Source organism: Spirosoma sp. KCTC 42546, from assembly GCF_006965485.1.
Taxonomy (GTDB): Bacteria; Bacteroidota; Bacteroidia; order Cytophagales; family Spirosomataceae; genus Spirosoma.
Map to the genome: position 1 here is coordinate 2,001,332 of NZ_CP041360.1, position 21,326 is coordinate 2,022,657.

17 protein-coding genes are annotated in these 21,326 nt (G+C 48.6%); 10 read left to right on the forward strand and 7 right to left on the reverse strand.

What is annotated here, in order from left to right; genetic code table 11:
* Positions 1-43 precede the first annotated feature (43 nt).
* Complete coding sequence (locus EXU85_RS35290; protein WP_168207759.1) at positions 44-199, forward strand: hypothetical protein; 156 nt, start codon at positions 44-46, stop codon at positions 197-199.
* Here EXU85_RS35290 and EXU85_RS08065 read toward each other — a convergent pair.
* Positions 183-914, reverse strand: a complete 732-nt coding sequence (locus tag EXU85_RS08065; RefSeq protein ID WP_142771595.1) for an NUDIX domain-containing protein — start codon at positions 912-914, stop codon at positions 183-185. The genes EXU85_RS35290 and EXU85_RS08065 overlap by 17 nt on opposite strands.
* Before the next feature lie 169 nt (positions 915-1,083).
* On the opposite strand from EXU85_RS08065, the gene EXU85_RS08070 reads away from it, so the two are divergent.
* The 4 genes from EXU85_RS08070 (at position 1,084) to EXU85_RS08085 (ending at position 5,917) form a co-directional block, all read left to right on the forward strand.
* The gene (locus tag EXU85_RS08070) at positions 1,084-2,040 is read left to right on the forward strand and encodes a DUF5050 domain-containing protein (RefSeq protein WP_142771596.1); all 957 of its coding nucleotides are present in this window, start codon (positions 1,084-1,086) and stop codon (positions 2,038-2,040) included.
* A gap of 25 nt (positions 2,041-2,065) precedes the next feature.
* Positions 2,066-3,484, forward strand: coding sequence for a Gfo/Idh/MocA family protein (locus EXU85_RS08075; protein WP_142771597.1), 1,419 nt, complete (start codon positions 2,066-2,068; stop codon positions 3,482-3,484).
* A gap of 242 nt (positions 3,485-3,726) precedes the next feature.
* The gene (locus EXU85_RS08080; protein ID WP_142771598.1) at positions 3,727-4,695 is read left to right on the forward strand and encodes a zinc-binding alcohol dehydrogenase family protein; all 969 of its coding nucleotides are present in this window, start codon (positions 3,727-3,729) and stop codon (positions 4,693-4,695) included.
* Positions 4,696-4,936: 241 nt separating this feature from the next.
* Entirely contained in the window at positions 4,937-5,917 is a 981-nt protein-coding gene (locus EXU85_RS08085) for a ThuA domain-containing protein (RefSeq protein WP_142771599.1), read from the forward strand.
* An 18-nt stretch (positions 5,918-5,935) separates the two neighbouring features.
* Here the strand turns inward: EXU85_RS08085 and EXU85_RS08090 are convergent, their stop codons facing one another.
* Together EXU85_RS08090 and EXU85_RS08095 are read right to left on the reverse strand one after the other, a co-directional pair.
* On the reverse strand, positions 5,936-8,167 hold the full coding sequence (locus EXU85_RS08090; protein WP_142776635.1) for a radical SAM protein: 2,232 nt from the start codon (positions 8,165-8,167) through the stop codon (positions 5,936-5,938).
* A gap of 221 nt (positions 8,168-8,388) precedes the next feature.
* Positions 8,389-9,114, reverse strand: coding sequence for a DUF1080 domain-containing protein (locus tag EXU85_RS08095; RefSeq protein ID WP_142771600.1), 726 nt, complete (start codon positions 9,112-9,114; stop codon positions 8,389-8,391).
* 217 nt (positions 9,115-9,331) lie between these two features.
* Here EXU85_RS08095 and EXU85_RS08100 point away from each other — a divergent pair, with 217 nt between their 5' ends.
* The 3 genes from EXU85_RS08100 (at position 9,332) to EXU85_RS08110 (ending at position 13,218) form a co-directional block, all read left to right on the forward strand.
* The gene (locus tag EXU85_RS08100; protein WP_142771601.1) at positions 9,332-10,660 is read left to right on the forward strand and encodes a glycoside hydrolase family 28 protein; all 1,329 of its coding nucleotides are present in this window, start codon (positions 9,332-9,334) and stop codon (positions 10,658-10,660) included.
* Between the two features lie 178 nt (positions 10,661-10,838).
* Complete coding sequence (locus EXU85_RS08105) at positions 10,839-11,384, forward strand: alpha/beta hydrolase (RefSeq protein WP_142771602.1); 546 nt, start codon at positions 10,839-10,841, stop codon at positions 11,382-11,384.
* 250 nt (positions 11,385-11,634) lie between these two features.
* Entirely contained in the window at positions 11,635-13,218 is a 1,584-nt protein-coding gene (locus tag EXU85_RS08110) for a hypothetical protein (RefSeq protein ID WP_168207760.1), read from the forward strand.
* Between the two features lie 137 nt (positions 13,219-13,355).
* Here EXU85_RS08110 and EXU85_RS08115 read toward each other — a convergent pair whose 3' ends face one another.
* From EXU85_RS08115 to EXU85_RS08130, 4 genes are all read right to left on the reverse strand, one after another.
* On the reverse strand, positions 13,356-14,435 hold the full coding sequence (locus EXU85_RS08115) for a DNA polymerase beta superfamily protein (protein ID WP_142771604.1): 1,080 nt from the start codon (positions 14,433-14,435) through the stop codon (positions 13,356-13,358).
* 240 nt (positions 14,436-14,675) lie between these two features.
* Entirely contained in the window at positions 14,676-15,116 is a 441-nt protein-coding gene (locus EXU85_RS08120; protein WP_142771605.1) for a hypothetical protein, read from the reverse strand.
* A 240-nt stretch (positions 15,117-15,356) separates the two neighbouring features.
* Entirely contained in the window at positions 15,357-15,917 is a 561-nt protein-coding gene (pth, locus tag EXU85_RS08125; RefSeq protein WP_142771606.1) for an aminoacyl-tRNA hydrolase, read from the reverse strand.
* A gap of 6 nt (positions 15,918-15,923) precedes the next feature.
* Positions 15,924-17,786, reverse strand: a complete 1,863-nt coding sequence (locus tag EXU85_RS08130; protein WP_142771607.1) for a gliding motility-associated C-terminal domain-containing protein — start codon at positions 17,784-17,786, stop codon at positions 15,924-15,926.
* A gap of 219 nt (positions 17,787-18,005) precedes the next feature.
* Between EXU85_RS08130 and pyrR the strand changes: the two genes are divergently transcribed.
* Positions 18,006-18,545 carry a bifunctional pyr operon transcriptional regulator/uracil phosphoribosyltransferase PyrR gene (gene pyrR, locus EXU85_RS08135; RefSeq protein WP_142771608.1) on the forward strand — a complete coding sequence of 180 codons (540 nt, stop codon included), beginning with the start codon at positions 18,006-18,008 and terminating at the stop codon, positions 18,543-18,545.
* Positions 18,546-18,756: 211 nt separating this feature from the next.
* Positions 18,757-21,324: a DUF5686 and carboxypeptidase-like regulatory domain-containing protein gene (locus EXU85_RS08140; protein WP_142771609.1), complete on the forward strand. Its 2,568-nt coding sequence runs from the start codon at positions 18,757-18,759 to the stop codon at positions 21,322-21,324.
* Positions 21,325-21,326: the final 2 nt, after the last annotated feature.

Consider the following 21,326-nt stretch of genomic DNA (forward strand, 5'->3'; position numbering starts at 1 on the left):
TATTTTGCAGGCGGGTTTTCTCTGTAAACATTACTCCTTTGTTGTGAAAGGCTGCTTTCGGCTATCTGCAATTGACCAGGACGGAGTTGAACATACTTTCCAGGCTGCGGCTGAGAATGACCGCCCGACGGACCGATGGCTGGAAAGGCATCGCTTCCTGACAGCTCAGGGCTTAACGCAGGTTAAGCCTGTTTCTTAAACCTATACAAATAAGGCGCTTTGTTGGCGGCACCTGTAAATTTCTTCTCCAGGCGTTCTAATACGTTCAGATCGAGTATCTTCTTTTGGAAATTGGTGATGACAAATGGTCTGTTATAAACGGCTTCGTACAGTTCCTGAACCTCCCGCATCGTGAACGTTTCGGGCAACAGATTGAAACCAATAAGTTTCTGGTCAAGGTTCTGACGAAGGGCTTCGAGCGCGAACGATAAAATCTCGCCGTGGTCATGAATCATTTCAGGAATGTCTTTGATACTTCGCCATTCGAGATACTCATCAAACTCCCCAGCTTGTGGATTGACTGTATTGATGTCAACCAGGGCGTAATAACCAATACACACAAATCGGCTTGTTAGCCACTCGACCACAGCCGAATCAAATCGTTGGTCATCAAACGTAGTAAGCTCCGACTTTATCGTTTCCTTATATCGACTGTTCACGATACGCGTTTCATCGCCAAATACCCGAAACTGCTCTAAATAGATATTTTCCAGACCCGTTCGTTCGTTCAATATCCTGCATGCCGCTTTATCAATCCCTTCCGTTTTCAGGATATAACCGCCCGGTAATGACCAGGCTCCTTTCCCAAATTTAAATTTGGAAATCAGCACGTTCAATTCTTTATTCCTATAGCCAAAAATCACACAATCAATTGACAGGTGGGCTATATACTTGTCATCGTCAAACTTCTTCATCTTCCGGCAAAAATAGGGTTTATCCACCTAATTAATTAGTTCATATATATGGTTATTTTGTTAAAATGTGGTAATAATAAAATCTATTATATATTTTTTATAAAATAGAAATAAACTGATTACTTTTGCCTTGTCGAGTACGGACGCCCTTACCTCAAATCCTGATTGTATGAAAAATTTCCCTCAAGTACGAATTACGCTACCTCGTTTCAGTTGGCTTGGCCTGGCCGCCGTTTGTATGCTCTGGTCGTTTAGCTCAGTGGCACAAATCAAAAAAGATACCACGAGTTATATCCAGACGCTCGACATCAAAACGGGAAAGATAGATACCATTCTGTCTATCAATACCCATTTTGAAGCCCCCAACTGGCACCCTGACAACTATCTGGTTCTCAATAGTAAGGGTAAGATTTATACTCTAAATCTGGCATCAAAAAAAGTTGCCGAACTTAATACGGGTTCTGTTACCCAATGCAACAATGACCACGGTATTTCTCCGGACAAAAAATGGCTGGTAGTCAGTCATAATGACAAAAGTGATCCTTCGACAAAATCCTACAAATCCGCGCTTTATATACTTCCTATTACGGGCGGAGAGCCAAAACGAATCACCCCCGAAGTGCCATCCTTCTGGCATGGCTGGACGCCCGATGGCAAGACCTTAGCTTATTGTGCAGAGCGCAACGGTAATTTTGATATTTACACTATCGGGATTGACGGAGGAACCGAAAAACGACTGACCAGTAGCGAAGGCCTGGACGATGGGCCTGATTACTCGCCCGATGGGAAATACATTTATTTCAACTCGTACCGTACCGGACACATGCAGATCTGGCGGATGCTGGCCGATGGCTCAAAACCCGAGCAATTGACCTTTGATGAAAATTCGAACTGGTTTGCGCACCCCTCGCCCGATAATAACTGGATCGTTTACATCGCCTACATGTCTGATGAAAAACAAGCCCATTTATTTGGCAAAAACGTTAAGCTACGCCTGATGAATACCAAAACCAAAGCCGTCAAAGATATAACCCCCGTCTTTTATGGAGGTCAAGGCACAATCAACGTACCTTCGTGGAGCCCCGACAGCCGGAAAATCGCTTTCGTTAGCTACTTAGTAAAATAGCTCTAAATCCTCCTTTATTTTTCCTATGAAAAAAGATAGCGGCTACGGCCGGCCCTCAACCTCAAGAAGGCAATTTTTGCAGCAAATTGGTGCGACCAGCCTGGTGGCGGCATCCTCGCCTTTGTCGTCACTGGCTGCTCAGGCAAAAGCTGAAGAACGCATCCTACATTATGAAAAACCGGTTTCGTCCAATGATACCATTCGATTGGGGGTTATTGGGTATGGCGTTCAGGGCCATTTTGACCTGGCTACAGCCCTTAAAGTGCCGGGTGTTGAATTGGCAGGCATCTGCGATTTATATACGGGCCGACTGGAAAACGCCAAAGAAAAATTTGGCAATGAACTATATACCACCCGTAATTATAAAGAACTCCTGGACCGGAAAGACATCGACGCGGTGATTATTGCTACGCATGATGTCTGGCACGCACGTATTACCCTGGATGCGCTGGCGAAAGGCAAGCACGTGTATTGCGAAAAGCCGATGGTCTATAAAATTAGCCAGGGCTATCCGGTCATAGCTGCCGCCAAACAAGCGGGCAAGGTATTGCAGGTGGGCAGTCAACGGGTTAGTAGCCTCGGTTATGCCAAGGCAAAAGAACTGCTGGCAGCTGGTGAAATTGGTAAACTCAACATGGTGAATGCCGTGTATGACCGGCAAAGCTCGATTGGCGCCTGGGAATACACAATTCCCAAGGATGCGGATGCCATGACCACCGATTGGGAACGGTTTATTGGTGTTACGGCCAAAATGCCGTTCGATGCCAAAAAGTTTTTCTGGTGGCGGGCCTTTAAAGAAGTGGGTACGGGCGTAGCAGGCGACTTATTTATTCACCTGTTGAGCGGCTCTCACTTTATCACCAACTCAAAAGGACCCAAAAGCATTTATAGTACCGGGCAGTTCAGCTATTGGAAAGACGGACGAAATCTACCTGATGTAATGTCGGGCGTGATGCAATATCCCGATAGCCCGGAACACGCTGCGTTTCAGTTAACCTTACAGGTGAATTTTATTAGTGGCACAGGCGGGCAGGAAGTGATCCGCCTGGTTGGTTCGGAAGGAGTCATTGATGTGGTTGGTAACAACATCAGCGTTAAACATAGTCTTATGCCCGAAGCGCCTGGCTTTGGCGGTTATGACTCTTTGTTCACGTTCTCCAAACGTATGCAGGATGACATGCAGAAGGAGTACGACGCCAAATGGACTGCCGACCAGCGAAAAAGACCAACCAAAGAAGATATTGTCTTTAAAGCCCCTGATGGCTACAGCGACCATCTAGACCACTTCACTAATTTCTTTGATGCCATCAGAATGGGTAAACCTGTTGTTGAGGATGCTACGTTCGGCTTCCGGGCAGCCGCGCCAGCCTTATCTTGTAACGCTAGTTTTTTAAGCAAAAAGATCGTGCATTGGGACCCTGTTACTATGAAACTTGTGCAATAGTATTTTTGGCTTTAAGGTTCGCTCATCCTTGATGGACAGTAAGTTGCCTTAGTTCAGCTACGCCATTTGGCAACTGAACTAAGGCATTTTTTGTAACGCCAGGTAATCAAACAGGATGAATAGGGTTGATTGGCTTACTCTCGTTTAAGCTTATTTCTTACGCTAGATTATTCCTGACTAACGTATAATGCGTCAATTTTACAGACATCAATAACGGTTTCATACCTTTTCTTCGCTGATTCATGAAAGCTGTCGTCATCCATCGCCCCGGCTCAGCCGAGGAGCTTGTTCTCCAGGAGCGGCCTATACCTATTCCAACTGATGGGCAGGTGCTGGTAAAAGTGAACGCCTTTGGCCTGAACCGGTCTGAACTGATGACCCGCAAAGGCTTATCGCCCAATGTTCAGTTCCCGCGAGTGCTGGGTATCGAATGCGTTGGTGAGGTGGAAACCGACCCTTCCGGCCAGTATGCCAAAGGCCAGCCGGTAATGGCACTGATGGGCGGTATGGGTCGGGACTTTGACGGCAGCTATGCCGAGTACACGGTTTTGCCCAAACACTTGTTGCACCCGTTTCAGAGCATGCTTCCCTGGGAGGTGCTGGGTGCCATTCCGGAAATGTTTCAGACCGTACACGGCTCGCTACAGCTGGCCCTGGGTATTCAACCCGGCGAAACGCTGCTTGTACGGGGAGGTACGTCGTCGGTAGGCATGCTGGCTATTCAGATCGCTAAAAACCTGGGTCTTACGGTACTGGCTACTACCCGAAATGTGCAGAAAGAATCGGCCTTGCGGGATAATGGAGCCACACACGTATTAATCGATGACGGGAAACTGAGCGAGGCAGTACGGGCTATTTTTCCCGAGGGCGTTGATAAGGTGCTGGAGCTGGTAGGTACATCTACCCTGCACGATTCATTGAGTTGCCTCAAGCCCGGTGGTATGGGCTGCATGAGTGGTATGTTATCCGAAACCTGGGCAATACCGAACTTTGCGCCCATGGAGTTCATTCCGTCTACGGTTAAGCTGACTGTCTACGACTCTGGCCAGATCAGTAGTTCAACAACAGCTTTTCAGGAGTTTATCCGCGAGGTTGAAGCGGGCCAGGTGAAACTATCGGTGAGCCAGGTGTTTCGGTTAGATCAGATCGTGGAGGCCCACCGATTCATGGAGCAAAATCAGGGTGCTGGTAAGATCGTCGTATTGCCCTAACCCTCAGAAGAAAAGTGATTACTTCCTATTGCAGTTGACAATCTGGATGGAAATTCGTTCGGGGCGTAGTAGGAGCGGACAGGAAGCTCCATTGTCTTCTACAAAATGGGCTACGGGCTGATCTCATAAGGAAGCTAAAGTAGATTCAATCCATTACTTGTTTTGAAGACTATAACTCTGTATGCAGTCCACTGCGGCAGATTCAGAACTGGTATGCCCTCGTATCGTCAAACAAAATTTTATGAAATCGCTATTCGCTCTTCTCGTACTGCTAATTGGTACCAGCACGTATGTTCAGGCTCAATCACCCCAAAAAGGCAAGGCTAACGTTATACGCACACTTATTGTAGATGGGCAGAATAACCATGAACAATGGCCTAAGATCACCTTTATGATGAAGCGCTACCTCGAAGAAACCGGTAAATTTTCGGTCGACGTAAAGCGATCTTATTATACCTGGAACGGAGATGCCCTGATTGAGAAATATAAAATCCCTGGTGTTCAGACGACCAAAGCTTTACCCAAAGCCAGGGCAGACTCCAGCTTCCACCCCGACTTTTCTAAGTACGACCTTGTCATCTGCAACTTTGGCTGGAATGCTGCTCCCTGGTCCGACGAAACGCAGGCTGATTTTGAAAGCTTCATAAAAAAAGGGGGCGGCCTGGTGGTAGTTCATGCGGCCGATAATTCGTTTCCTATGTGGCCCGCCTACAACAAAATGATCGGTCTCGGCGGGTGGGGGGACCGTACTGAAAAAGATGGTCCTTTTGTGTATTACGACAACGAAGGAAAGCTAATTCGAGATACACAGCCTGGTCGCGCCGGATCGCACGGTGCACAGGCCGAGTTCCTGATTACGGTTCGGGATGCCAACCACCCCATTACGAAAGGCATGCCATTAACCTGGATGCATACCAAAGACGAGATGTATGACCGTCTGCGCGGGCCCGCCGAGAACATGACCGTGCTGGCAACCGCTTTCTCGTCAAAAGAGAACAAAGGCACCGACCGCAACGAACCCATGCTGATGACCATTAACTATGGGAAAGGTCGGATTTTTCACACGCCCCTGGGCCATGTCGATTACTCCGTCGAATGCGTTGGGTTTATCACCTGCCTGCAACGGGGTGCTCAGTGGGCTGCCACCGGCAAAGTCGATATTCCCATTCCTGCCGATTTCCCAACGCCAACTGCCACCAGCAAACGGAGCTTTGTTGAATAAGCATGGTTGACTAGTGATTTAGACCACCAGCAGCCCTGCTGCTCGCCAGTCGGCCCAGCCCTCAGTTTGCTGAAAGGCAAGAAAACTGCCCAGGCCAGCCTGCTCAAAGGTAGCCCTTAGCTGTTGGAGAGTCAGTGGTACGGGTGCGTTTTGGCTAAATTGGGGCCAGTATTGCATCAGCCATTGACCCATTGTAAGGGGTAAGTCTAGCACCAGATCATCCTGCCGCCGGGCAAAAGTCAGTTCCGCCTGTGGTACCGATCGCCCCTGGGTGGACGACCGCCGTCCCCGACGCGGTTCCACTATGGCCAGCGTGGGCGCGTGACCCGGCCAGACCACCAGCGCATGGCTGCGTAGTAGGTCTTCGGTGGTATCGGCAATGGCCTCGTCAATGTAATCGGGTGGCACGGTGGTGGGTGGTACCCGGAAGGTAAACCAACTGGCCAGCGGAATCTCCAGCCCAACACCGTGCATGTAATTGAACAGCGATTTCCGAAGCCCCTCGGCAAAGCGCTCATGGTCGGCCCCCAGTGGATCCGCATGGTCAAGATCGTTATCGGCAAAGGGACCATCGATAGGCCCAATGCGCTGTACGTCGAACCCGGCCGGATGCAGGCCTACGGGGCTATGAGCGGTCATGGCAAACCGATGCCAGAAGCCCGATTGAACCACTCCGATGGCAAACAACTGCCGTACCATTTCCAGCGAGTCGATGGTTTCCTGATCAGTCTGCGTCGGGAAACCATACATCAAATACGCATGAACCATGATGCCAGCGGTAGTGAAGTGATTGGCCACGCGAGCCACCTGCGCCACCGTAACGCCTTTCTTCATCCGCTCAAGCAACCGATCCGACGCCACTTCCAGGCCCCCCGATACGGCAATACAACCCGATAGTTTGAGCAGTTGGCACAAATCGGCCGTAAACGCTTTTTCGAAACGGATGTTGGTCCACCAGACCACCGTTAATCCCCGGCGAAGGATTTCCAGCGCCAGGTCCCGCATGAGCGCCGGTGGAGCGGCTTCATCCACAAAGTGGAAACCGTTCTGCCCCGTTTGGGTCATAATGGTTTCAATACGGTCGCAAAGTAGCCCGGCGGTGAGAGGTTCATAGCGGGCAATATAGTCGAGGGATATGTCGCAGAACGAGCACTTGCCCCAATAGCAACCGTGGGCCAGGGTTAGCTTATTCCAGCGACCATCACTCCACAACCGGTGCATGGGATTAGTCACCTCAATCACCGACAGATAGTTGTTGAGCGGCAAATCGGCATAATCGGGGGTGCCGGTGTCGCGCTGCGCTACATCCCGGTCGATAGCCCCGTTTTGATAGACCACTTGTCCATCCACCCGCATAAATGTCCGTTTCAGGTTAGTAGCCTCTCGCTTACCGCGCAGGTGTTCGAGCAACGAGCGCAGAGGTGCTTCCCCATCGTCCAGACTCACAAAATCCACATAATCGAACAGGCGCGGTTCCCGCAGGCTGCGGAGTTCGGTATTGGCATAGCCCCCGCCCAGTACTACCCGAACCGCCGGATAGTGTTGTTTCAGATGCCGCCCGCACAGCAATGCCCCGAACAGATTTCCTGGAAATGGGACCGTCAGGCAAACCACGGTTGGTTGATACTGCGCCATTTTCTGATCCAACAAGTGCAATAGCGTTTGGCCAACCAGCGTATCGGGGGCCGTTAAGGAAGCCTGTAGGTCATCAAAATGAGTAGCAGTTCGGCCCAGGCGTTCGGCATATCGGCTGAAGCCAAAATGCGGATCAATCGCTTCAGCCAGTAAATCACCAATGTCTTCCAGATAGAGGGTGGCTAAATGCCGTGCTTTGTCATGCAGTCCCATAGTCCCGAAGGCCCAGTCCAGTTCATCGACTTCCGCAAAACGGGAGGATTCGGGCAGGTAACTCCGGTCGGCAATGGTATGAGCCAGGGTGGGGTTTCGGTGTTGCAAAAACCGGATCGTCGGCTCAATTGTGGCTACATAATCGGCCCGTAACCGTAGCATCCGCTGGCTGTTCTGGCTAAGGTTCGCCACGGCGGAGGCTTGTGCAAACAGATTGGTCAGTCCTTGTTTGGAGAAAAGGCTCAGGATCGTTTCAATACCCAGGTCTGCCTGATGCGCCACCACCGGCTCACCATCAGAGAGGGCAAGCGTATTCAGGTAACCTTTCAGATAAGCGGTAGCGGGATAGGGTGTGTTGAGTTGGGTAAACGGGGGCGTCAGCAACAGCACGCGATTGGTCATGAGCATATCCTGGAAGGCCATCCCAGGCGTTAATGAATAACTCCCCAACGAATACGCCCGGTATATCATTCCAGGCCGTGCTGAACCTGCCAGATTTAACTGGAGGGTTTCGCAACCGTTTTTTGACCAACGAGGGATGAAGAATACTACGATTGTAATTGCGCTCAGCTGTAGGTCCAAATTCGGCTTTTATTATTCGTACCTATAGCTGAGCATAATGGTTAGAGCGGCCGTAGTTTGATGTTGCGGAACCAGACATTGGTATTCCAGTCCTGTAAACCAATTCGCCCCGTGAGCTTTCCTTTCCCAACGGGGGCATCTTTGAGCTTACTGGCCGCCATTCGCTGTTTCCAGTCGGAGCTGGTCAGGTCGTGTTCCTGAACGGTGAAGCCGTTTATGGTAACAATCAGTTTGCTCTTTTTTAGGCTCATTGTTAGCTGATTCCAGCTTCCCAGCGGTTTGGGCTCCTGCATACGGACGTCGGCCAGACCAAACAGATCGCCGGAGCTGTGCGGATGGGCTGACTCTTTTTGATAGAGCGCATCATCTCCCACCTGAACTTCAAGGCCGGTATCATAAATTTTTTTGTTCTGAGCTTCTTCCTGGACAAAGAAAAAGAATCCGCTGTTGGTATACTTTTCGATTTTGAATTCCGCTTTAAACTCAAAATCACCCGAAATTATCGCATCGGTCACTAAATCACCTGCGTCGCGGGCCGTTGTAGCTGTTTGGGGAACATCCAGATGCAGCACGCCCTGTTCTATTTTCCAGGTTGCGGGAACACCTTTCCCATTGTATCGATGCCAGCCTTTCAGATCATGTCCATCAAAGAGTAATTTCCAGCCTTCTTTCTTTTCCTGGGCCGACAAGGTATTGAGGGGCTGCGCTTGTACAAGTGAACAAGCTAGATAAGTGATCAAACCAAAGGCCACAAGTTTAGCGAACATTCGTAGTTAGATTTAGGGTGATATAAAAATGGGAAAAACTGATTGAATCAGGAGTTATTCAGCAAAGAGCTATTGCGAGCGGACATACTATGTCGGTTTCATTATTATGTGCCTATATGGGTTATATAACTTTTTCTTACCTATTTCTGAGTAGGAGTGGGGTATCTTTGGGGTAGATTACTTGTATACCTGTCAGGACTAGTCAGTACCATACGATATGAGAATAATAGGTGTTGCATTGGTGTGTGCGGTGGCGCTAAGCGTACAACTTAGTGCGCAAAATGTGGTGAAAACCTCGTTTCCGGATGGAAGCCCGATCAGCAGCTGGTTTACGACGATCCGCAAGGTAAGTCTTTCCCAGCTCGGAAAGTCGTATGTGATTTCCAACTTTGGCGTAACAGCCGACAGTACCCTTGTGCAGACCGACGCTATTCAGAAAGTCATTGATATGGCAGCCCGGAAGGGCGGGGGCGTAGTGGTGATCCCCAAAGGTACGTTTATGAGTGGAGCATTATTTTTCAAGCCCAAAACCCATTTGTACCTGGCAGAAGGGGCTGTCCTTAAAGGCTCCAATAACATTGCTGACTACCCAAAATTGCCATCGCGGATGGAAGGCCAGAGTCTGGATTACTTTGCCGCCCTGGTGAATGCCTATCAGGTCGATGGCTTCACAATTTCAGGAAAAGGGGTGATTGATGGCAATGGGCTGCGTTTTTGGGAAGCTTTTTGGGCCAGACGAAAAGAAAATCCCAACTGTACGAATCTGGAGGTTTCCCGCCCGAGGCTGGTATTTATCTGGAAATGCAACAACGTTCAGGTTCAGGATATTAAGCTGCATAATGCGGGTTTCTGGACCAGTCATTACTATCAGTGCCAGAACCTGAAAGTACTGGATGCGCATATTTATTCGCCTTACAAACCTGTGAAAGCCCCCAGCACGGATGCTATTGATCTGGATGCGTGCTCTAACGTTTTGATTAAAGGGTGTTATATGTCGGTCAATGATGACGCGATTGCCCTTAAAGGTGGTAAAGGCCCCTGGGCCGACCGTGTGCCAAGTAACGGTGCCAACACCAATATCATCATTGAGGATTGTGAATTTGGCTTTTGCCATTCAGCACTTACCTGCGGTAGCGAAGCGATTCACAACCGGAACATTATCATGCGTAACTGTCATGTGAACGAGGCTAGCCGGGTGTTGTGGCTGAAGATGCGGCCAGATACCCCTCAACTTTACGAATACATAACGCTCGAAAATATAAAAGGCCAGGCGCATAGCCTTCTGTATGTGAAACCCTGGACGCAGTTTTTCGATTTACAAGGACGCCCGGATGTACCACTTTCCTACTCCGACCATGTGAGTCTCAAACATATCGAACTTAGTTGCGATACGTTCTTCGACGTGGCTATTTCAGAATACGACAGGCTATCCAATTTTATCTTCGAAAACGTTGCGGTCGAAAGCAAAAACGCGGCTATTGATAAAAAGGTTGTTAACGGATTTAGGCTCAAAAATGTGAAAATCAATCATACGATCGTGGAATAATCGGGTGCCGTAGTCAAGGGCGAAAATATGCCTGACCAGCTACTAATATTGCACTGACCCAGCTTGATCGTTTTAAAACGTGGCTACTGCTGCATGAAGGTCCGAATCAAGAAAATCTGTGATCATTGGAACTCACTCTAGAAGCATCGATCAACTAAACTAGTATTACCCGCTGGCTATGAAAAAACAAGTGCTTTTTATACAGGGTGGAGGTAAAGATGGATATGAGGCAGACGCCAAGTTGGTGGCCTCCCTCCAAAACGCATTGGGGATGGATTATGAGATCAGTTACCCCCGGATGCAGACGGATGAAGCTGCCCCGGATTATGGTTGGCTGAAGCAAATCGGAAATGAAATTGGGAAACTCAAAGGCGATGCTGTTTTGGTTGCCCATTCATTGGGTGCTTCCCTGCTGCTTAAATACCTGTCTGAATATAAGGCGTCGAAAAAGGTAGACCGGGTTTTCCTGCTGGCTCCCCCATTTTGGACGGGTAAAGAGGAATGGGTACAGGGGTTAAAACTGCAGGAAGATTTCGCCGAACGCCTTCCCCCAACCAGTCGATTCTTCTTTTACCATTGCCGGGACGATGAAGAGGTACCGGTTGATCAGTTTACCACTTACCGACAAACGCTTCCAGGGGCAACTTTTCGCGAAATTGAACGGGGTGGACATCAGCTTGGAAATAATCTTACTCTGGTAGCAAAGGATATTAAAGCCCAATAAATTCAGATGAAGTAAGTACGAGTTCGCTTAGCACAGCAACCGTAAACTTAACAAACGAATAAAAACATCCAGATACCAATTACCTTTTTTGCATCACGCTTATTCATGGTGGTCAACAGTTATGTTAATCAATCCCAAGTCGATGAATAAGATGAGTCAAAATGTATGTAGGTGCTGGTTTATTACGATTCTAGCGACCTTATGGGGAACGCCGGTATGGGCCCAGTCGATTGAGACACAACCATTAGCCGTGACCTCAATTTGTGCGGGCACTCAGCTTGACGTGACAGGACGACTGGCGGGGGTAACGGGTAATTTAGTCGTTGAGATGGCTTCGGATGGCACAACCTTTTCCGCAATTGCTTCTGTTCCACTAGCCACTTCGGTCAGCAATGAAGTCGTTTATCGAGCTACGATTCCGGGCAATACCGTTGCTGGCGGCAATTACCGAATCCGTCTGATGGCCAATGATCCAGCGGTGACCAGTATCCCCAGTCCAACCCTGCTAACTGTAAAGGGAAGACCTGCTCCACCCAGCGTCGATAGCCTTATTTTGGATTGTATGCGGGTACTGCCCAGTGCTGATGTTAGTTCATACGTGTCGTCTACGGCTGCCGCTGGCGCAACGGTGAATATCTACACGTATACGAATAACACGTTCATGCCAGCGGGCAGTGTATTTACTCGAATTTCCCTTGGGTCTACCGATAACGTAATTCTTAGCCTTGGTAAAACGTACTATCCGACGAGTACAACCTATAAATACCCTATGGAAGAGCACAGTTATTACCTGACACAATCGGTTGAGACCTGTGAAAGCGATACGGTGAAAACTAAATTACGGATTTTGTATCGCCCGTTTACCGGCCCCATGCCAACCAATGGAAAGCCCGTAGACATAAACCCGCACTGGCCCACTAATTATTATGGCACACTGGGTTATTGCGTTGGTGATCAGGCTCCTCCCTTGTCGGAAAATGGCCATGCTGCTCCTCCGGAAAATTATCGGGTTCTCTATCAATTGGGTACTATTCCTGGACGGACCTCAGTACCGCCAATTCCGGCTACGGATGTTCCGTCAACCCAGGTGTATCAATTGCAATTAGACCCCATTGATCTGGCAAAGGGATGTAGCAGCTTTTTAACGACTCAGTTGACCGTAACTGTGAGTGCACCTCCTTCCGTGAGCATCACCCCCAGTTCGACGGTCTTAACACCTGGCACGCCAATGGTTAGTCTGACAGCCGTAGGCACCGGCACGTACCTGTGGTCTACCGGGGCCACCACCGAAGTGATTTCAGTGACTACCAGTGGCACTTACTCTGTAACGCTGACCAGTCCCGGTGGCTGTACAGCCAGTGCCAGCGTGAGGGTAGCTGGCCCCGATCTGACCATTAATCTGGAACTACCACAAGCTAACTTTGCCGCATCGGGCAGCGTGGGCAACTTCGTGGTGACTGTGTTTGAGGTGGCGGGCCTACCCACCTCCGCGGGCAATGTGACCATCACGATAACAGTTCCTATTGGCTACACGCTGGCCTTCCCACCAGGTATGACCAGTATACAGGTGTCAGGAGGGGACACCAAAACGGTATCGAATAATCAATGGACAGTGGTCAGTTCGCTGGAATCGCGTCAGTTGACTTTAACAATGGCCTCTGGCTCATTTATTGGTGGTGGGGGAGCGTCAAGTTTAGGCTTCCAGATCACGCGGACAAATGCCAATTCGGGTAGTCAGGCCAGCATCACCGTAAATGTGGCCGATGATCTGACTATGACCTATGATGGAAATTTGGCCAACAATGTGTACGCCCGAATCATTAGTGGATTGTAAGCGGGAATAGGTCCAGTTAAGCCGTCTATGTACTAATCAGGTACGTTAGTGCATGGACGGCTTCATTGCTTCGTTAGACGTGAGATGGATTTTTGTGGCGAGTCGTAGTATATCGCCCTGCTCACAGTATTGGTTGGCTATTCTTGAAAATCGTTGCCCTTTGCATACAGCTCCGTTCGCATTTCGACCAGGATCTGATTGATCCGATCAACATCGGGTCGGTTTGGGAGGAAGCTTCTGGCGGCTGCAGCGTCAATTTGTACTACTTTTTGTTCGGCCTGACTAATGAGGTCGTCGTAATCGAAAGCACCCGCCCGGATTTTTAGTAGATCTGCTCGATTTGGCCGACGTACCAGTACCTGGCCTGTTTCCAGAATTTCGAAAGCCATATCCAGCAACCGAAACGTGTGCATCATATTTTTAGCGTCGTAATTTTTTCCATGCTCGATGGTATTCTGGTAACGAGCGTCGTTCCGTTTCTCAACCCAGTCCCAATACTCGCGGTAATCTTTGCAATAACTGGAATAGCCGTCGTGATTGACGTACAGATAGGTTTCGGGCTCCCGATCTTTGGGGACGCTACTGAGGGAGACTTCGGCGGAATCGATACCAGAAATGAGGCCCTGAAAGCCTAATTTGGCTGTTTCGTCGTAAAATAAGGCATAAACATCGCGGGCGTGTGGAACGTTTACCAGGCCGCAATTTTCGGATTGTCCACCCCGATCAGCTAGCCAGTCCAGAACGGGAATCGACCCTTGCCCACGTACTACATAGCAGAAGTTGAGCAGTGATTTACGCTCCTTCGGCATTGGATTCAGTATCTTCTTGTTCAGTCCCCGCGCTTTTTTGATCTGGCTGATGGCGTAGCCTGCAAACGTATCCCGGCACAGTTTCGATAGAAAATCAGCGGGCTGCAGACGATCAACTACAGGGTGCTTGTAGATAATGCAATCGTCAGGCGCGCAGAGTAGTTCGAGAATATTGGGATTGTTTTTAGATAGCAGTTCGACAAACCGACGCAGCTCGTAGAAAATAACGTCGTTTTTGTCATCGTTCACCTGCTCCACATAACGTAATCCGTATAGATCAGCCTGGGGCAGGACAAACACGCCCCGTATGTCCGTGTCAGACGTAGGCAGATCCGTTCCGTAAGCACGGCTTCCACTAATGCATTCGAATACAATAAGGTTACGATTGCGGAGATCCTGAATTGTCATAGTGAATGTATAGGTTTTGACAGGATGAACCGGATAAGACAGGATTGTAACTCTTGGAGTCCTGTCTTATCCGGTTCATCCTGTCAAAAAACGAAAACCCTATAAAAAAGATAAGGTTCCCTGAACATTGCAGAGAACCCTATACTGACTATTCCTAAACCCTTAACCTTTTCTACATGAAAAACTAACTTTTACTCTTTTCTGTTCCAAATACCTGACTAATTCGGCATTTATTCCAAATTACTGAATTTCAGGCATTTCGCTGGTTGGTTGATTGGCATTCCAGATAAAATTAATCATCCGGGTTGTATGGTCAGCCTGGTTCATCCAGCGATTGGCGTTTGCATCTTTGTGCTTGGCCAGTTTATTAGTTAGCTGAGCCGCAGCTTCGTTGAATTTTGCACGGTCGGTAGCACTGAGAGTCAGCACAGCGGCCGGGTTTTGGTTGTACAACGAGACAACGCTCATAAAGTTTTGCCAGTTGGTAGTATTTACAAACTTGGCAACGTTTTGTTCGATATACGAAGCAAAAAGCTTCTGCGAACCATTGACAAGCATAGTACTTGCCGGCTTGTTGGCTGCCGGGCTATCATCAGTGTTGGTGGTGGTAGCCGCGTTTGCCTGTGAAATCACTAACCCTAATCCAAGAATTACTGATGCAAAGATAACACGCGTTTTCATTGATTTGTTCTATTTGGTTTTGATTACTGAACGCACAAATGTCTATAGAAATTCCTAAACTGCAAAGGCCCATATAGGGCCTTTGCAGAATATTATTCCGAATATAATGCTGAATTTATGCCTTTTTTTTGATTGATAGCTTATTTTTACCTTAAAAACCAAATCATATATTGGTTTGCGGGTCATTGATATCTATAAAATATGTCTTCGTAAAATTATAAAATTCTTTAAAAAGTTATATCATTGGTTGTAATTATTCATAGCATTCTGTATGCCCATAGTACAAAAACTGAGTGCGGCATTACCAGCCCGGTCCAAATAGTCTGGTAACTGGATCATTTCATCTTCCGGAAACTCCCCTAATACGAAATCAACCTGCCTACCTTTCGAGAAATTATTGCCAATTCCAACCCGAAGCCGGGCGTATTCCTGGGTGTTCAACACGTCATCGATGCTTTTCAAACCGTTATGTCCACCTGGCGACCCTTTGGGCTTCAGGCGAAGCTTACCAAACGGTAAATCTTTATCGTCGGTGATAACCAGGATGTTTTCGACAGGAATGTTCTCCTGCTTCATGTAATACAGCACAGCCTTACCGCTGAGGTTCATATAGGTGGTTGGCTTTATGAAAAACAACTGTTTGCCTTTATACTGCCATTTGGCGGTATAGGCCAGGCGAGTCATTGAGAAAGTAAAGCCATGTTGTGCGGCCAGCCGGTCGAGAACCATAAAGCCAGCATTATGACGGGTAAGTGCATACTCAGGGCCAATGTTGCCCAGTCCAACAATCAAAAATTTCATAACTAGTCAATTCAGTAAGGCTACTGACTCGCGATAGGTTGTTTGGGTGCCATCGGGAAACTGGCAGTCCAGTCGGTAGATATAGACACCAACCGGGGCAGCCTGGCCATTCAGTTGGCCATCCCAAAGTGGTTCACCACTTAATAGCACAAAATTAGCACGATTATAAATCACTGCGCCCCAGCGATCATAAACCGTAAACCGGGAAATGGTTAGCGATGGAAACGTGAAGTACAGCGTGAGCGCATCGTTGTGGTTGTCCTGATTGGGAGAAAATGCCGTGGGTAGGTGAACGAGGTTGGCACAGTCGAGCGAAACAAGAACTGGTTGGGAAATTGCGCAACCCTGATTATCACGGATCGTCAGCGTATAAGCCCCGCCACTCAGGCCTGAAAATGCGGTTGTACGCTGAAATAGGTTCCCATCCAGCGAGTACTCATCCAGTTCTGTCGTCCGTGTTGAGCTAATAAGCAGAGTCCCATTCTGCTGGCCACAGGCTGCACCGGTTATCCGCACATCCACTGGTTGCGGCCCTGTACTGGCAGCCACGCTAACCGACTGACTGACTGTACAGCCCGCACTGTCCCGGACTGTAAGTAAATACGTACCGGCTTTTAAGCCGCTAAAATTGGTGCCGGGCTGGAATGTCTGGTTATCGATACTGTATTGGATCGGTTTTGTACCTCCCGATGTGCTCAGCGTTACCTCGCCATTGGCTTGCCCACAGGTCGTGGATATAGTAGTAGTAGTCAAAATAACCATCGGCTTGAAAGCCGGTACACTTAGTGCTCGATTCACTTCACAACCGTTCGCATCGCGTACCCGAAAGGTATAGGTTCCTCCTGCCACCTTCGTAAATAGCGGACTTGCCTGAAATGAAACTCCATAGTCGATGGAGTAAATCAGAGGAGCTTTGCCACCCGAAGCCACCACACTTACTTCCCCATTGGCCGTTTCGCAGTGAGGGGGTGTACTTTTTAGGCTGGTAATAGTTGGAGCGGTATCGGCCGTAATCGTAACGGGTTGTGCTGCCTGACAACCCGCAGAATCTTTGGCAACCACCGTATAGGAACCGGGATTAAGGCTGGTGAACAACGGAGTTGACTGAAATGCGCCCCCGTTCAGGCTATACTGCCAGCCCGTTGAGCCCGAAGCGACCACTTCTATCGATCCGTTCGTTTTGTCGCAGCCTGAATTGGTAGACGTTGCTTTGATGGTAGGTTCGATAACCTCAACCGTGATAGGGACGGGCGGACTTTCGTTTTGGTAGAGTGTCTGGGTAATATAAAATGTTGTGGTCTGCGATACTTTGGGCGTATAGCTATTCCCTGTTGCCAGTAGATTTGTTCCCGAAGCCGATGAATACCAACGAATGTTTTTACCCGTAACCACTAAATTGATGGGGATGCCTTTGCAGGTAGTATGCCTGGATTTTAGCACAATTCGATACAGCTCCACCTTGCCACCCGCTACATCAGTACAGGTCGTGCCATTCACAATGTTCTCGTAGGTACCAATCAGACTTTCGTCAATAGGGTTGTAGGTTACAGTGCCTCGCCAGAAACAAATATTTTTAACGGCTGTGCTGCCATTTTTGTCTGACTCGCTAAACGTTACTGTTGAGCCCGAGATATCTCCTTTTATATAAGCAACTCCGCCAAACGGCACCGACGGATTCGATGTTTGAGCTGTACCACTTAATGTAAAAGTAGCTTGATTGATTTGGAGCGCATAATTATAGATAATCTGCTTGGGGTCAGAGGGGTACGTTACGCCGAGCCAGAAGCCACCAATAGCTGGTTGTGCTATGCTTTTGAAAAAAACAAGCCCGAATACCAGTAAAAATCCAAGTGTAAAGCTTCGGTTCATAGCCATGGTTTGTGCAGTACACAAACAGATCAATCGCACTGCTAAGGTAGGTAGAATTAAGGAATAGGTATATTTTTGACAGGATTACAGGATGAACAGGATTTTGTCAGCAGAGAAATCCTGTTCATCCTGTAATCCTGTCGATAAAAGAAACTTGCCTTCGCTGCACAATTAAGTAACGACTACCGACTATTACGACTTCCTGACTATTTTTACTTCATGAACCAACAACGCCTGATTCTGTCTAGCCCGCTACTCGAAATAGTAATTAGCCGGTTGGCCCAGCAATTAATAGAAACGTACCAGGATTTTGCCGATACCGTTCTTCTGGGCATGCAGCCCCGTGGCATTTATTTTGCCGAGCGGGTTGCCCGCGAACTGAACCGGGCGCTAGGTCAAACGGTGCCGCTGGGGTATTTAGACGCTACTTTCTACCGCGATGATTTCCGCCGACGCGATACCCCGCTGCGTCCCAATACAACCCATGTTCCATTTATCATTGAAAATAAACGAGTCATTCTGATTGATGATGTGCTGGCCACCGGCCGGATGGTTCGGGCGGCACTCGATGCCATGACTGCCTTTGGACGACCGAGGAAAGTTGAACTCCTGGTGCTGGTTGACCGTCGATATAATCGGGACTTACCCATAAAACCCGATTATACCGGCAAGCGTGTTAACACACTTGAATCGCAGCAAGTGTTAGTTGAGTGGACCGAACAGGGAGCCGACGCTGACCGTATCTGGTTAGTGGGTTGATCCAAAACTCTTGTTAAATTGACGCTCTGTTTAGCCTGATGGAAATACTCAGTTTGTATTCTTTATGTTTGAGTATATATAGCTAGTAATCTGAAGGAAACAGTTAATGATAATATTTTAATAATTAAGGGCTTAATTAGACCATTTCATGCAACTTGTAGAAATAGGGATTGGCAAGTTTTTTGTAATTTAGCAGACCGTAACTAATTCTATGAGACGTCTGCAACGACTATTCGTTTTCTTTTTTGCCCTAAGCATTTTCTGTAATACAGTACAAGCGCAGACTGAGTATACGGTTACCGGACTGGTAACGGATGCTCATACCGGGGAACCCATACCGTTTGCCAGCGTTGCCCTGCTTGGCCGCCGGAGCGGTACGCTTACCGATGAGAAGGGTCGCTATACACTGAAAGTTAAAATCCTGTCAGACTCATTAGCCGTGAGTTCCATGGGGTATAAAGCCCTACGGCAGGCTATTGATCCCGAACGCCCGTCGCAGGCGGTTGATTTTAAACTTATGCCCGCCGGTACGGCTTTGCAGGAGGTGACCGTACGGGCGGGCGAAAACCCGGCCTGGCGCGTGCTTCGGCAGGTACGGAAAAATCGCTCCATCAATGATCGCAAGCGACTGGCCGCTTATGAATATGATAGCTACGTTAAAACCGACATTGCCTTAAGTCATGTAACGGAACGAATGCGACGTAATCCGCTCATCAAGCGGATCAACGAAGCTATGAGTAAACAGGATTCGATCGTTGATGATGAAGGGCATCGCTTATTACCGTTACTGGCCTCTGAGTCCGTGTCGCGCTATTATTATAGAACTGGTCCCGAACGAAAACGGGAAGATATCCGAAAAACACGAATTAAAGGGGTAGCCGTCGATGACGCCGGGCTTAGTTCGCAGTTGCTGGGCGGAACGAACTTAGTGAGCCAGAATTTCTACGACAATTACATTCCCATTCTGGGTAAGGATTTTGCCTCACCCATTGGGGATAACTGGAAAAACTGGTACGAGTTTTTTCTGGCCGATACCACTCAGATTGGCGACCATATCTGCTACGAAATTCAGTTTGACCCCAAACGAAAGGAAGATCTGGCGTTTATCGGGAAAGCCTGGATCGACACAACTACATTTGCCCTTTGCCAGATCGAAACCAAAATTGGTCAAGGGGCCAACCTGAACTATGTGCGTGCCCTGACCATTGAGCAGGAACTGGAATCCACCACCGACTCCACAGCGGGCGCTTCGGGTACGGCGGGCTGGTTGCCGGTAAGTATTAAGCTGTCGGCTAGCCTGACAGGGGTGGGAAAACAATCATTGGGGTTACGAGCTCAGGTGAGCCTTCGCAACAGCAATATCATTGTGAACCGACCCCGGCCAACAGGCTTTTATGAACAGCCCATTGAACCCAGCGATACGGTGGCTACCAGCAATGATGCCTACTGGCATTCCGTGCAACGGAATCTTGCGGGATCGGATTCGTTGAGTAAAGAAGACCAGAAGACGCGCCAGATAATCGACAAACTGCGGGCCGTACCAGCGGTGAAGATGGCTGAGGCTGTGGGGCAGGTGGCCATCACCGGTTTTTATAAACTTGGAGGATTTGATCTGGGACCCTATCCCTATCTGTTCGCCGTAAATAGTGTTGAAGGCCTGCGGACCCGAATCGGGTTTCGAACCAATGAGCAATTCAGTCGTAATTGGGTACTACGAGGCTATTTAGCCTACGGTACATTGGATCATGAATTCAAATACGGTGGCGAAGTCGATTATCTATTCTCACGGCAGCACTGGACTGTGGCGGGTGTTCGCATTGCGAATGACCTGGAGCGTTTAGGACTAACGCCTGAGTTGATTGGAGGTAATCGGATTTTCTACGCCCTGAGTCGCTTTGGACGGTATCGGGGTGGCTATCAGAGCTATCAGAAAGAAGTTTTCTTCAAAACCGAGCCTGTCAAAGGGATTTTACTAACGGCTATGTTGGGTAGTCGGACATTCAACCCACTTTTCCCATTTCATTATAGGCTGGATCCTGGGTTGGGTGAACAGTCACCTTTGCGGTCCGATATTGACGATGCCTACTGGTCAATTGAAGCGCGCCTTGCCCGCAAAGAAAAATACATCATGGATGGTAACGAGCGGATCACACTGGGCACCAAACGGGCACCTGTTCTTACGATTCGCTACACACGCGGTTTGAAAGCACTCGGAGGTGAATACGACTACCACCGGATTACACTACGGGCGCAGCAGTCCCTGCGGCTAGGGGCACTTGGCCGGATGACCTATTTGCTGTCGGCAGGGTATACGCCTTCTGTTATGCCCGCTCCGATGCTGTTTCCGCACATTGGTAACCCAACTCCATTGCTGACGACTAATACCTTTAACCGGATGCAGTTCTATGAATTCGTGAGTGATCGGTTTGTGGCCGTTCACGTACAGCACCGGTTTGAAGGATTGCTATTTAACCGTATACCAGGTATCCGAAAACTGAACTGGCGATTGATTGCCAATTTTGATGCACTCTGGGGTAGTTTGTCAAAGGAGAACCAGGCAGTGGCGAGTGTTAAACCGTTGCCAGATGGCGTAAGACCCATTTATTTTGGTGCTCTCGACGGTGCTAAACCGTATATGGAAGTTGGTTACGGAATCGATAACATCTTTAAACTCATTCGGATTCAGGCCATCCACCGGTTGAATTACCTGGATGATGGCCCAAATGGCATTCCGCTTAATTCGTTTGCCCTAAAAGCATCAGCAACGCTTAGTTTTTAAGT